The organism is Neisseria flava (assembly GCF_982712965.1).
The window spans coordinates 1-13,604 of sequence record NZ_CEXQBZ010000028.1 but is presented as its reverse complement, the minus strand read 5'-3'; the positions used below and the strand labels follow the sequence as shown (position 1 = coordinate 13,604).

Sequence of the window (13,604 nt, the reverse complement as noted above, 5' to 3'; positions counted from 1 at the left end):
TTTTTATATCATTATTTGAAAATATTATTAAATAAATTAAAGCTGGAATAGTAAAAATAATGATTATAGGAAACAAGATCAATGCTGATACTAGGTAGTATATTGCATAGAAAATAAATTTTAATATAAAAATTTCAATATCTTTCCTGTTTTTGATTGTTATTTGAATTAAATATACACTCACAGGGAGAAAAATAGCGATATATGAAATATATTCTAATATGATTTTAGGAAGATCATTGGATAAATATATATATGTAATTATTGCTATAAATGTTAAAGGAGCTATGGATAAGCATGGTAGCAGATTTTTAATAGCTATTTTTTCCTGTTTAACATCTTTCGATAAAGGGATAAGTATGTGAGGGAAAATATATGGGCTAATAAGGGCTATTATTGTTAATACAAATGTGATTAAAATAGATGCTAGACTAGAAGGATTTGATATTGCATCGGTAAAAACACTTGGCTGCCGGATGAAAGATAAGTAACTGTAGGAAAGAAAGCCGCCTAATATCACTCCTGCTGAAGCTAAAATTGTTATCGATTTGCCGATTATTTCCAAGACTTCAACAAATGAAGATTTTTTCTTTGGTTTGTACATTTTGAATACCACTCCTTATTTCTATAAGATCATTCAATATTTTCCAAATTATACCCCACGTCTCCCAATCCCCCATCTCACACCGCTTACGGTATAATGCACGTTTGTTTAAAGACTTTGTGGGGCGTTTCAGACGACCTTGCGGCAAGGGATGGCTATGAATATGAAAAAGATGGTTGCCGTTGCTTCTGTGGCGGCGTTGTTGGGCGGTTGCGCTTATGATTCTGACTCGGCGTTCGGCGGTTTGGGCAGTGGTACGGGTATCGGTGGCAGCGTGGTGAAAATGGCGGTCGATCATCAGTGCCGTTCGGAATTGAACAAGCGCAATGAGTGGCGTTTGGTCGCGCTGACGATGAGCGCGGACAAACAGCGCGAGTGGGAAGATAAAATTTGCGGCTGCGCGAGCGAGGAGGCGCCGAATCAGGTGTCCGCACAAGAGTTGATGGATGTTTTGAATCCTTCTTCGCGCGATCGGGCGATTGCGTCGGTAACGGTGAAAACCGTCAATGCTTGTTTCAAGCGTTTGTATAGATAATGTTTTTCAGACGACCTTTGTGTATCGGGGTCGTCTGAAAGTTTATAGTGGATTAAGGTCGGGATAGGGCGGCTTGCGGGATGGTTCGCTGGCAAGTTTCCTGTTTTAATTGGCAATATTTTGTTTTTATAGAGAAGAAATCATGAAATATATCAGTACGCGCGGCGAGACGGCGCATAAACCGTTTAGCGAGGTTTTGTTGATGGGGCTTGCGCCCGACGGCGGTTTGATGCTGCCGGAACATTATCCGCAGGTCAGCCGCGAGACTTTGGACAAGTGGCGCGGTTTGAGCTATCCGGAGCTGGCGTTTGAGGTGATGAGCCTGTTTGTTACGGATATTCCGGCGGACGATTTGCGCGATATTGTGAACCGTACTTATACGGAAGCGGCGTTCGGCTCTAAGGAAATCACGCCTGTGCGTACTTTGTCGGATGGTATCAAAATCCAAGCCTTGTCCAACGGCCCGACGCTGGCGTTTAAAGATATGGCGATGCAGTTTTTGGGCAATGCGTTTGAATATGTGTTGAACAAAAAGGGCAGGGAACTCAATATCTTAGGCGCGACCAGCGGCGATACGGGTTCGGCTGCGGAATATGCCCTGCGCGGTAAAAAGGGCGTGAATGTATTTATGCTGTCGCCCGACGGCAAAATGAGCGCGTTCCAACGTGCGCAGATGTACAGCTTGCAGGACGAGAATATCCACAATATCGCCGTGAAGGGGATGTTTGACGATTGTCAGGACATTGTGAAGGCGGTGCAGAACGATGCCGCGTTCAAGGAAAAATACCATATCGGTACGGTCAATTCGATCAACTGGGGACGCATCGTCGCGCAAGTGGTCTATTACTTTGCAGGCTATTTCAAGGCAACGCAAAGCAATGATGAGCAGGTCAGCTTCTGCGTGCCTAGTGGCAACTTCGGCAACGTTTGCGCGGGACACATCGCCAAACAGATGGGCTTGCCTATCCGCCGCCTGATTGTGGCGACCAATGAAAACGATGTGTTGGACGAGTTTTTCAAAACCGGTGCATACCGCCCGCGCAACAGCGAGCATACTTATGTTACCTCCAGCCCGTCTATGGACATTTCCAAAGCGTCCAACTTCGAGCGTTTCGTGTTCGACCTGATGGATCGCGATCCTCAGGAAATCAACACGCTGTGGGCGGAAGTCGCGGCGGGCAAGGGCTTTGACTTGCAGTTTGCCTTGGAAAAAGTCGGCGGCAAATACGGCTTTACGTCCGGCAAATCTACCCACGCCGACCGCCTCGCCACCATCAAACAGGTTTACGAGCAAGATAAAGAACTCATCGACCCGCACACTGCCGACGGCGTAAAAGTCGCCCGCGAAGTGCGCGAAGAAGGGGAAACGGTTGTTTGTTTGGAAACCGCGTTGGCAGCGAAATTCGATGCGACCATACATGAAGCCGTCGGCGATGTCGCCATTCCGCGCCCCGCCGCGCTGGAAGGTTTGGAAAAATTGCCGCAGCGCGTCCGAGTCGTGCCGAACAATGCAGCCGCCGTCAAAGAAATCATCCGCGAAACCTTAGACAAGTAAGGCGTTGCCAAGAGGTCGTCTGAAAAGTTTCAGACGACCTCTGCTAGACAGCAAGCATTGTGATGATAAATATTTTCGTTTAAAATTGCGCGTTTGCTCTAATTCGGCATTATCTATTCACAGGCGAGAGAGGTCGTCTGAAAACCCTTTTAAACCATCATCCGCCCGACCCGCGCGATCAGACGGATTTACCGACAGGAAACTCAAATGGCAGCATTCAATACCCAAAAAGTATTGTCCGTACACCACTGGACGGATGCGTATTTCACCTTTACCTGCACCCGCGACGAATCGTTGCGCTTCGAAAACGGCCAATTCGTCATGGTCGGATTGATGGTGGATGGCAAGCCGCTGATGCGCGCATACAGCGTCGCCTCCGCCAACTGGGAAGAACACCTCGAATTTTTCAGCATTAAAGTCCAAGACGGCCCTCTGACCAGCCGCCTGCAACACCTTAAAGTCGGCGACGACGTGTTGATCAGCAAAAAACCGACCGGAACCTTGGTTGCCGGCGACCTGAATCCGGGCAAACACCTTTACCTGTTGAGCACCGGTACCGGCATCGCCCCTTTCTTGAGCATCACCAAAGACCCCGAAATTTACGAGCAATTTGAAAAAATCATCCTCGTACACGGCGTGCGCTACAAAAAAGATTTGGCGTATTACGACCGCTTCACCAAAGAATTGCCCGAACACGAATACCTCGGCGACTTGGTTAAAGAAAAACTGATTTACTACCCCATCGTTTCCCGCGAAGACTACGAACACCACGGCCGCCTGACCGACCTGATGGTAAGCGGCAAACTGTTTGAAGACATCGGCCTGCCCAAAATCAACCCGCAAGACGACCGCGCCATGCTGTGCGGCAGCCCTGCCATGCTGAAAGACACCTGCAAAGTTCTGGACGATTTCGGTCTGACCGTCTCCCCGAAAACCGGCGTACGCGGCGACTACCTAATCGAACGCGCGTTTGTGGACCAATAAGGTTTTTTTTAAGGGATAGATAAAGGTCGTCTGAAAAGTTATGAAAACTTTTCAGACGACCTTTTGGCTTTTAAACCGATAATAGGTAAACGAATGAAAGAATCAGGTGGGAGAATTTATATCACATCGGCTTTGTGATACATTTCATATCTTTACAAACCGCTATATGAAAGGCGGCGGGTAGGCAGTTTGACTGTTTGACAGTGGCTTCAAATAGAAAATATTTGTACCGTGATTGCCGCGGCAGGTATTTCTTATTTGAATTTACTCCTTTCCAATCTGCCGTTTCATTCCCGATTATCGCGCCCTTCGTTATTGCACATCAAAAATACAGGAAAACAAATGTTTTGGTACATCATAGGTTTTTGCGCCTTTGTCGTTTCGCTTCTCGCGCTTTGGGTCAACGCCAGCGCATTCGGTATGCAGGATGACGATACGCCGCAATCGGAATACGAAAAACGCCTTGGTCTGGGAACGAAATTGAAAGACAAGGAAACCGCCGCCAAAGAGCGTGCCGCCGCGCGTTTCCATCCGGACGATTGAGCCGTTTGGCAATATGGGTTTCAGACGACATAAGGAGTCCGAACAATGAAAAAATGCGTTGTCCTGACCGGCGCGGGAATCAGCGCCGACAGCGGGTTGCTGACTTTTCGCGATGCGGGCGGTTTGTGGGAAGGGCATAGGGTTACGGATGTCTGCACGCCCGAAGCCTTGGCGCGCAATCCCAAGCTTGTGATTGATTTTTACAACCAGCGCAGGCTTCAGGCAAACGCCGCCGAGCCGAACGCCGCGCATCTGGCGTTGGTCAGGCTGGCGCAATATTACGATGTTCATATCATTACGCAGAATGTGGACGCGTTGCATGAGAAGGCGGGCAGCAGCAAAGTATTGCACCTGCACGGCGAGCTGAACAAACTGCGCAGCACCGTCGATGAAGACGAAATCATCGAATTTACCGGCGAGCAGACCGACGATGTGCGCGACAGCAAAGGCAATCTGATGCGCCCGCATATCGTGTTTTTCGGCGAGCAAGTGCCGATGTTTGATGCGGCGGTCGAAGAAATGCGCGATGCGGATGTGGTCATAATTGTCGGCACGTCGATGCAGGTTTATCCGGCAGCTTCGCTAATTCATTACGCGCCGCCCGATGCAGAACGCTATCTGGTCGATCCGAACCCGCAAGGCGTGGGCGCGGATGTCGAAGTGATTCCGAAACGCGCGGCGGAAGGCGTGCCGGCATTGGTCGAGTATTTGATTGGTCGGGTTTGAGAATTAAGGAAAGGTCGTCTGAAGAAGTTTCAGACGACCTTTGGTATTGTATGGGGCTATCCGGTTGGAGATTGTTTGGCAGGAAGTTTAAATGTTAAGTGTGGATATTGTCTTCACTCTCGCCCCTAGATGACTAACCTATCGTCGTCATTCCCGCGCAGGCAGGAATCCGGAAGTTTAAAGTTATGGCAGCTTTGAAATTATTCCGAAATGCCGAGGTCTAGATTCCCGCCTACGCGGGAATGACTATGGATAAAGGGTTCCTTTGAGTTTTTTAAAGATAGGTTTGGTGTGGTTTTCGTGGGCAAAGCCCACGCTACGGTTTACTCCAAAGGGATTTTATTTGTAGCAGATATCCATAAATAAAATATTTTATGTTTATCTTTAAATCCAATTTCATGAAAAACGCAAATTGTTGCATCTCTGAACTTAAATAACTGTTAGCTTTATTAAAAGATGAAAGTATCTCATTTCGTGAATCTATATTATCAAAATCGATAGGTTCATCACTTCCAAGATAATCATGAAGATATAGTAAATAGTTATTCAGGTTGTTAGAGATGTCAGTTATTTTTTCTAGTGATGGTCTGAAGAAGTACGGAAACAATTTGCACACATAAAGTTTGAACTCATCACATAATAGTAATAATTCCATGATTCTATTGTGTAACATCACATGGTTTTCATATCTGATATCTTCATGATCAAAATGGAATTTATCTATATTAATTAGATCCATTTTGCAGCGGAATAGAATGATTTGTATTTCTTGTAATTTTTCAATCGATTCCGAATAGATTTTTTCTTTTCTTTCCCACCATTTTTGTTTGAAAAAATTCTGAAGCGTTAAAGATACAACTATAAGAGACGATAAAATCGTTACAAAATGACCAATTTCCATGATTAATTCCTGTTAGTTTAAAACAAATAAATTTCACTCTACTGCTACTAACAATGATTCTCCCTAGATACCGTTTTTACTGAAATCATAAATCTTCGGTTCAACATTAGTCGAAGAAAGAACTAATAAAACCAACTCCATCTTAAACATTGACTTTGACAACTTAATTTACTTAAAAGGTCGTCTGAAAGCTTAAATCCGTTTTCAGACGACCTTTTGTTTTCCATCGGCTTTACTGTCCGCGTAAAAACAGTGCGTCCAGTTCTTTCAGTGTCAGTTTTACCCAGGTCGGGCGGCCGTGGTTGCATTGGTTGCTGCGCGGGGTGTTTTCCATGTCGCGCAGGAGGGCGTTCATTTCGGGCAGGGTGAGTTGGCGGCCGGCGCGGACAGAGCCGTGGCAGGACATGGTGGCGAGGATGTGGTTTTCGTGTTCTTCGATGGTTTGGCTGCTGCCGACTTGGGCGAGTTCGCCCAATACGTCTTTGGCGAGCGAGACGACGTCGGCTTTGCCGAGCATGGCGGGGACGGCGCGGACGGCGAGGGTGTTGCCGCCCATGTCGGACAGTTCCAGCCCGAAGCCTGCCAGTGCGTCGGCGTGGTCGGCGAGGGCGGCGCATTCTTCGTGGGACGCGGCGAAGGTAACGGGGATGAGCAGGCGTTGGCTTTGCAGGTTGCCGTTTTCCTGCCGCTGGCGTTTCATTTTTTCGTAGTTGACGCGCTCGGCGGCGGCGTGCATGTCGATGAGCAGCAGGCTGTCTTCGGCTTGGGCGAGGATGTAGATGCCTAATAATTGGGCGATGGCGAAGCCGAGCGGCGGCAGTTCAGGTTTGGGGTCGTCTGAAAAGGTGCGTGCGGGGTTTTCAGACGACGTGGCGGACGTGTTGCCGAAGCGGGCTTGTTCGAATTGTGCCAACTCGATATCGGCTTCATCGGCTGCGGTGTTTTTGAAGAGTTCGGCGTAGGTGTTGAGGGCGGCGCGGCTTTCGCGCAGGGACAGGCTGCGCTGCTGCGGCGCGCGTGCCGCCTGATAGGGCATGGGGACGGTTTTACCGGAACCGAAGGCGTTGCGCGGTTCGGAGACGTGTGTATTTGGTGCGGCGGCGAAAATGTTTTCAGACGACGCGGTCGGGTTTGGGCGGAACTCGCTAGGCTCGTTTTCAGACGACGTTACCGCGGGACGGATGCCTGTGATTTCGTGCAACACTTCGCCTGCGTTGCCGACGCTTTCGGTCAAATCGGCGCGGGTGTCGGCGAGGACTTTGTTGAGGGTGTGGAACACGAGTTGGTGTACCTGCTGGCTGTCGCGGAAGCGGATTTCGGTTTTGGTGGGGTGGACGTTGACGTCCACGGCTTCGGGCGGCAGGTCGAGGAAGAGGACGAAGGCGGGAGTGAGGGCGTTGTGCAATACGTCGCGGTATGCCTGTTTGACGGCGTGGAGCATGACTTTGTCGCGCACGAAGCGGTGGTTGACGAAGCAGTATTGCTTGTCGGTTTTGCCTTTGGCGAAGGTGGGTTTGGCGATGGCGCCGTAGAGCCGCAGCGCGCCGTTGCCGCTGTCGATTTCTAAGGATGCCGCCTGAAAGTCTTCGCCGACGATGGTGGCTATGCGTTCGTGCAGGTTTTGGGCGGGGAATTTGAATACTTGTTTGCCGTCGCGTTTGAGCGAGAAGGCGATGTGCGGATGCGCCAGCGCGAGGCGTTCGAGCATGGTGGCGCAGTGGGCGTATTCGGTGTTTTCGGATTTGAGGAACTTGCGCCGCGCGGGGGTGTTGAAGAAGAGTTCGGCGGCTTCGATGGTGGTGCCGACGGGGTGGGCGGCGGCGGTGGGGCTGCTGAGTTTGCCGTCTTCGGCTTTGACTTGGGTCGCGTGCGCGCTGCCGTCTTGGCGGCTGGTCAGGGTCAGGCGGCTGACGGAGGCGATGCTTGCCAAGCCTTCGCCGCGAAAGCCCATGCTGGCGACGTGTTCCAAATCGTTTAAGGTTTTGATTTTGCTGGTGGCGTGGCGGTGGAGTGCGAGTTCGATGTCGTCGGGGTGGATGCCGCCGCCGTTGTCGCTGACGCGGATGAGGCGGATGCCGCCGCCTGCCAGCTCGACTTCAATCGCCGTCGCGCCTGCGTCTATGCTGTTTTCGACGATTTCTTTGAGGGCGTTGGCGGGGCGTTCGACCACTTCGCCGGCGGCGATTTGGTTGACGAGGTGGTCGGGCAGGGCGGCGATTCGGGACATGGGTTTCTTCCGTTTTCAAACTGGCGGGTATTATAGCAAAAGGTCGTCTGAAAACCGGAATCGGGATTTCAGACGACCTTTTGATCAGACGGGCGGTTTATTTGTTTTCTGCTTCTTCAAAACCGACGACTTCCAAGCCGAAGCCGGTCAGGCCGGTGAAGGCGGAAGGCTGGCCTAACACGCGCAGTTTGCCGACGTTGAGGCCGGCGAGGATTTGCGCGCCGATGCCGTAGCTTTTGCTGTCCCATTTGTAGGCTTGGTTGGCGCCTTTGGGCAGGGTGCGGTCGAGCAGGGTGGCGCCGTCTTCGGTGCGGTGCAGGAGGATGACGACGCCGCTGTCGGCTTGCTGGATGCGTTCAAGGGCTTTGGGCAGCGACCAGGAATGGCGCGGGTTGGCTTGGATGAAGTCCATGACGCTGAAGGGTTCGTGTACGCGGACGAGGGTTTCGGTGTCGGCGGTGGGTTTGCCTTTGACGAGGGCGAGGTGGGTTTCGCCGGAGAGTTTGTCGACGTAAACGTGTTGCTGGAATTCGCCCCACGGGGTTTGTACGGGGGCGTTGCCCATGTCTTCGAGCAAGCTTTCGGTGCGGCTGCGGTATTCGATAAGGTCGGTAATCGTGCCGATTTTGAGGTTGTGTTCTTCGGCGAACTTCATCAGTTCGGGCATACGCGCCATGGTGCCGTCGTCGTTGATGATTTCGCAGATGACGGCGGCGGGGATGAGTCCGTTCATTTGTGCCAAATCGACGCCGGCTTCGGTGTGTCCGGCGCGTACTAGGACACCGCCTTTTTGCGCACGCAGTGGGAAGATGTGGCCGGGTTGGACGATGTCTTCGGGTTTGGCGGTCGGGGAGACGGCGGTTTGGATGGTCAGGGCGCGGTCGGCGGCGGAAATGCCGGTGGTGATGCCTTGCGCCGCTTCGATGGAAACGGTGAAGTTGGTGCCGTATTGCGCGCCGTTTTTCTGGGTCATCATGGGCAGGCCGAGCCGCTCGACCATGCTGCCTTCCATCGGCAGGCAAACCAGTCCGCGCGCGTGTTTGATCATGAAGTTGATGGCTTCGGGGGTGACGAACTGTGCCGCCATCAGCAAATCGCCTTCGTTTTCGCGGTCTTCCGCGTCGGTGATGATAACCATTTTGCCGGCTTTGATGTCGGCAAGGATTTCGGGGATGGAGGAAATGTGGGGCATGGTGCGTCTTTCTTGATGGTCGGGTTGGGCTGTGGCGTGTTCTTGATCCAGCCACATGGCGGGCATTTGCGCCGCCTGTTCGATTTTGCGGGCTTTTTTCTCGCCGAAGGATTTGTTTTTCAGAAGGGCGGACAATTCGCCTTGGTTGATGGCGATGGCTTCGGCCAAACGGGTTTGCTGGCCGCCGTATTTGTCCGCTATCCATTGCCGCAGGTTGCGGCGGCGCAGGTCGGTGGTGTTCATGATGTGTGGTGTGGCTGAAAGGATGTAGGCGATTGTAGTCTTGTCTTTACCAAAAGGCAAACTGTGTTTGAAGGCGGATTTTTATTACTTTTTGGTAATGTTTCGATAGGAGGTCGTCTGAAAAACAAAAATGGCGTTTTCAGACGACCTTTGCTTGAAATCTGAACATTTGAAAGAATATGGGCGTTATAGTGGATTAAAATAAAAATGAGACAAGGCGGCAACGCCCGCCGTGTACGGGTAGTACATAAGGGCGTTGGCAACGCCGTATCATTGCAATTTTAATCCACTATAAGTTTAACGCAACCGAAAAGGGTCTAACCTGATGAAAATGGTTTACCGATTGATTTTAATATCTATTTTTTGCGCAGTCGCAGCAGCGGGCGGCTGGTTTTATGCCCAGCACCGCAACGACAACGCCCATGAAGCGATTTCGCGCGAAGGCGTTTTGATGCAGATTAAGCAGATGAACCGCTTGGAAAGCACGGCTTTTTACATCGACACCATCATCCGCACCGAGAAAAAAGGCGACTGGCGCAGATTGTGGCAGGACTCGCAAAGTGGTCTGTTTATCGTGCGCGGCAAGGTGTTGGCGGGCTTGGATTTGGACAAACTTCACGCCGATAACGTCAATATCGTGGACGGAAAAGTCCTCATCAGCCTGCCACCCGTAGAAATCCTCAGTGTCGATTTGGAAAATATCGAGGTGTACGACATCCAAACCGGCTCGTTCAACCTTTTGCCCGTGGATAAGGCGGTATTCAAAACCGTGCAGGACGAAGCCAAAAAACAAGTCCTCGCCAGCGCGTGCAAAGCCCAAATTTTGGATCACGCCAACCGCCAAGCGCAAACGCAGCTTGAAAACCTGTTTGCCCTGACGCAGACGCAGGTATCGGTTTATCCGGCGGCAGTGGGGCAGTGCAACTGAACGCTGGATGACGTTTGACAGCATAATATTGCGAGTGGGTAACCAAAAGTGTATTTGGATTTGCATACCTTTTCCCAATAAGGTGTTTCGGTAGGCGAGACTTTTTGAGAAAATACATTGCCTTTTGCAAGGTATTTGAAGAATTCATTTTTTACATAACAAACAAATTTAAAGGAACACTGGTGAAACGTGTCTTTCTGTTTCTCGTAACCAATATCGCGGTTTTAGTCGTCATCCGGATTGTTTTGGCAGTCCTCGGTATCAACAGTACGGACCAAGTCGGCAGCCTGCTGGCGTATTCTGCCGTCGTCGGCTTTACCGGTTCGATTATTTCTTTGCTCATGTCCAAAACCATCGCTAAAAACTCGGTGGGTGCGGAGGTTATCGTTCAACCGCGCAGCGAAGAAGAAGCATGGCTTTTGGCAACTGTTGAAGCGCAGGCCCGTCAATGGAGTCTCAAAACTCCTGAGGTAGCGATTTATCATTCTCCTGAACCGAATGCTTTTGCAACCGGCGCGACACGCAACAGCTCCTTAGTCGCCGTCAGTACCGGCCTTCTCGATCATATGACCCGGGACGAGGTCGAAGCGGTTTTGGCGCACGAGATGGCGCACGTCGGCAACGGTGATATGGTTACGTTGACGCTGATACAGGGTGTCGTCAATACGTTTGTGGTTTTCTTGGCACGCGTCGTTTCAGGCATGATTGCCCGCAATAACGACGGCAGCACTTCGCAAGGCACATATTTTATGGTGAGCATGGTGTTGCAGATTGTGTTCGGCTTTTTGGCAAGCATCGTCGTCATGTGGTTTAGCCGTCAGCGCGAATACCGTGCGGATGCGGGTGCCGCCAAGTTGGTCGGTGCGCATAAAATGATTGCCGCGCTGCAACGTTTGAAAGGCAGCACGAGCGATTTGCCAGAGCAGATGAATGCGATGGGGATTGCCAGTGATGCCAAAGATTCCCTGCTGAGTACGCACCCTTCGTTGGATAACCGCATTGCGCGCTTGAAAAATCTGTAATGCGAAAAAACAAAAGGTCGTCTGAAACTAAATTTGGTTTCAGACGACCTTTTTCATGAGGGTTTCGGATAGACGGCCGCAGTATGGGGGCGATACAATAGCATCCCTTTTCAGAGAGCTATAACAATGAATATCTTGATTTCCAATGACGACGGGTACTCTTCGCAGGGCATAGCCATTTTGGCGAGGGTAGCGGCGGAGTTTGCCAATGTCCGCATCGTTGCCCCAGAACGCGACCGAAGCGGCGTCAGCAATTCTTTGACGCTCGACCGCCCTTTGCAAATGAAGCAGGCGGCAAACGGGTTTTATTATGTTGACGGTACGCCCACCGACTGTATTCATGTGGGTTGCCATGTACTTTCGGATTTTAAACCCGATTTGGTCCTTTCAGGCATCAATAATGGTGCGAACATGGGAGACGATACGCTTTATTCGGGAACGGTTGCCGCAGCGACCGAAGCCTTCCTGATGGGCATTCCTGCCGTTGCGTTGTCTTTGAACGATACGCGGGGGCGTTATTGGCAGACGGCGGAACAGGCGGCTTGGATGATATTGGAGCGGTTGTTGAAAAATCCTCCTAAAACGCCTGTCCTTTGGAACATCAATATTCCCGCCGTACCGCCGGATGCGGTACAAGGTATCAAAACAACGCGGTTGGGGCGGCGGCATCATGAGCAAAGCGTTATCCCGATGAAGAATCCCCGCGGCGAGTCTATTTATTGGATAGGTCCCGTAGGCGATATTTCCGACCGGGAGCAAGGTACGGATTTTGGGGAGTGTGAGGCGGGCTTTATCACGGTTACACCGCTGCAAATCGATTTGACTTCCTACCGCCATATGGATGCAGTCAGCGGATTTTGGCAGGACAGTAAAGAGGGATAAGCACACAGATTTCTGTTTTTTGCCGAGTGTTTTTAGATGACCTTTTTGTTCTGAAACAGGCGCGGCAAGCCGATTTTAACAGTCCCTAACCGCCCCGATACTTGAGGGGCGGGCTTATTTTTATTATGATATGCACCAATCAAGACAATAACCCCGATATAAAGGTCATCGATTATGTTGAAAAAAACCGCATTTTATGCCGCTTTCGCCCTGACATTGGGCGCATGTACCAGCCAGCAACCCGCCCCCGTCGTCGTCGGTAATGCCGGTTCCGGTACTTCTTCCAATCCTTATGGTGCGACCCCTTACGGCACAAATGCGCCGGCAGCCAACGATGCCCCTTATACTCCTCCTTCTGTTCCGGCTGCCAACAGCAGCTATACGCCACCTGTTTCCGGCGGTGCCTATATTCCGTCCTATGCGCCGGTTGACATCAATGCGGCGACGCATACTGTTGTCCGTGGCGATACCGTCTACAATATTTCCAAACGCTACCATATTACCCAAGACAATCTGCGTGAATGGAATGGTTTGACTGACAACAACATCAGCATCGGACAAAATCTGCGCGTCAAACCGGCCGGTTATACTGCCCCTGCTTCGACTGCGGCAGCCAAACCGTCATATTCTGCACCTGCACCCATTGCCAAGCCTGCTCCTGCACCTCTTAATACGCCGACAGTTGCTACCGGCGCAACCCGTACAGTCAGCGGCATTACATGGCAGCGTCCGACCAACGGTAATGTCCTTGCCAACTTTGGCGGCAGCAATAAAGGCGTGGACATCGGCGGTAATGCGGGTCAGCCCGTCGTAGCTGCCGCAGACGGTAAAGTGGTTTATGCAGGCTCGGGTTTGCGCGGTTATGGCAACCTTGTCATCATCCAACACAACTCCTCATTCTTGAGCGCATACGGACACAACCAACGTCTGCTCGTCAATGAAGGACAAAATGTCAAACGCGGACAAACCATTGCACAAATGGGTAATACCGATGCCAACCGTACTCAACTTCACTTCGAAGTCCGTCAAAACGGCAAACCGGTCAATCCTGCCACTTATATCGCATTCTGATGAACAAATTGAAGGCCGCCCGATTATTCGGGCGGCCTTTTAAATTAAATCCGTAATTCACAGCGCGGATGAAAATGTAGGTCTCCCTGTTTCGGTGTGTAGGAAATCGTCGCGTTGTTTACACTTTTTCTGCGGCGGACAGCTTTTGTTTTTGCTTGAATGGTTTTTAGACAGCTATCCGGCATTATCAA

The 13,604-nt window shown here is 50.9% G+C and carries 13 protein-coding genes; 9 read left to right on the top strand and 4 right to left on the bottom strand.

All coding sequences use genetic code 11. The features are described from left to right. Positions 1-604 (bottom strand): hypothetical protein (locus tag AC5M9B_RS02185; RefSeq protein ID WP_487648175.1); only part of this gene is annotated, 604 nt, incomplete at its 3' end. A gap of 157 nt (positions 605-761) precedes the next feature. Between AC5M9B_RS02185 and AC5M9B_RS02180 the strand changes: the two genes are divergently transcribed. The 5 genes from AC5M9B_RS02180 (at position 762) to AC5M9B_RS02160 (ending at position 4,947) form a co-directional block, all read left to right on the top strand. Next, complete coding sequence (locus AC5M9B_RS02180) at positions 762-1,139, top strand: hypothetical protein (protein ID WP_487648174.1); 378 nt, start codon at positions 762-764, stop codon at positions 1,137-1,139. Positions 1,140-1,281: 142 nt separating this feature from the next. Continuing rightward, a complete protein-coding gene (thrC, locus tag AC5M9B_RS02175) occupies positions 1,282-2,694 on the top strand; it encodes a threonine synthase (RefSeq protein ID WP_487648173.1) in 1,413 nt (470 codons plus the stop codon). Between the two features lie 207 nt (positions 2,695-2,901). Then, the gene (locus tag AC5M9B_RS02170; protein WP_003756710.1) at positions 2,902-3,678 is read left to right on the top strand and encodes a ferredoxin--NADP reductase; all 777 of its coding nucleotides are present in this window, start codon (positions 2,902-2,904) and stop codon (positions 3,676-3,678) included. 342 nt (positions 3,679-4,020) lie between these two features. Then, positions 4,021-4,221: a hypothetical protein gene (locus AC5M9B_RS02165; protein WP_003742720.1), complete on the top strand. Its 201-nt coding sequence runs from the start codon at positions 4,021-4,023 to the stop codon at positions 4,219-4,221. 45 nt (positions 4,222-4,266) lie between these two features. Beyond that, a complete protein-coding gene (locus AC5M9B_RS02160; protein ID WP_487648172.1) occupies positions 4,267-4,947 on the top strand; it encodes an SIR2 family NAD-dependent protein deacylase in 681 nt (226 codons plus the stop codon). Positions 4,948-5,263: 316 nt separating this feature from the next. On the opposite strand, the gene AC5M9B_RS02155 is transcribed toward AC5M9B_RS02160, so the two are convergent. The 3 genes from AC5M9B_RS02155 to ribBA all read right to left on the bottom strand — a co-directional run bounded on the left by AC5M9B_RS02155 (position 5,264) and on the right by ribBA (position 9,510). Continuing rightward, positions 5,264-5,848, bottom strand: a complete 585-nt coding sequence (locus AC5M9B_RS02155) for a hypothetical protein (protein WP_487648171.1) — start codon at positions 5,846-5,848, stop codon at positions 5,264-5,266. 232 nt (positions 5,849-6,080) lie between these two features. Next, a complete protein-coding gene (mutL, locus tag AC5M9B_RS02150) occupies positions 6,081-8,075 on the bottom strand; it encodes a DNA mismatch repair endonuclease MutL (RefSeq protein WP_487648170.1) in 1,995 nt (664 codons plus the stop codon). A gap of 97 nt (positions 8,076-8,172) precedes the next feature. Continuing rightward, complete coding sequence (ribBA, locus tag AC5M9B_RS02145) at positions 8,173-9,510, bottom strand: bifunctional 3,4-dihydroxy-2-butanone-4-phosphate synthase/GTP cyclohydrolase II (protein ID WP_060975258.1); 1,338 nt, start codon at positions 9,508-9,510, stop codon at positions 8,173-8,175. A 325-nt stretch (positions 9,511-9,835) separates the two neighbouring features. On the opposite strand from ribBA, the gene AC5M9B_RS02140 reads away from it, so the two are divergent. The 4 genes from AC5M9B_RS02140 to AC5M9B_RS02125 all read left to right on the top strand — a co-directional run bounded on the left by AC5M9B_RS02140 (position 9,836) and on the right by AC5M9B_RS02125 (position 13,413). Beyond that, positions 9,836-10,438 carry a DUF4230 domain-containing protein gene (locus AC5M9B_RS02140; protein WP_039405574.1) on the top strand — a complete coding sequence of 201 codons (603 nt, stop codon included), beginning with the start codon at positions 9,836-9,838 and terminating at the stop codon, positions 10,436-10,438. A 182-nt stretch (positions 10,439-10,620) separates the two neighbouring features. Continuing rightward, complete coding sequence (htpX, locus tag AC5M9B_RS02135; protein ID WP_039405570.1) at positions 10,621-11,460, top strand: protease HtpX; 840 nt, start codon at positions 10,621-10,623, stop codon at positions 11,458-11,460. A gap of 126 nt (positions 11,461-11,586) precedes the next feature. Next, positions 11,587-12,342 (top strand): 5'/3'-nucleotidase SurE, encoded by a 756-nt coding sequence (surE, locus tag AC5M9B_RS02130; protein ID WP_204827963.1) that lies wholly within the window; start codon positions 11,587-11,589, stop codon positions 12,340-12,342. A 174-nt stretch (positions 12,343-12,516) separates the two neighbouring features. Continuing rightward, positions 12,517-13,413, top strand: coding sequence for a peptidoglycan DD-metalloendopeptidase family protein (locus AC5M9B_RS02125; protein WP_455007565.1), 897 nt, complete (start codon positions 12,517-12,519; stop codon positions 13,411-13,413). The last annotated feature ends 191 nt before the right edge of the window (positions 13,414-13,604 follow it).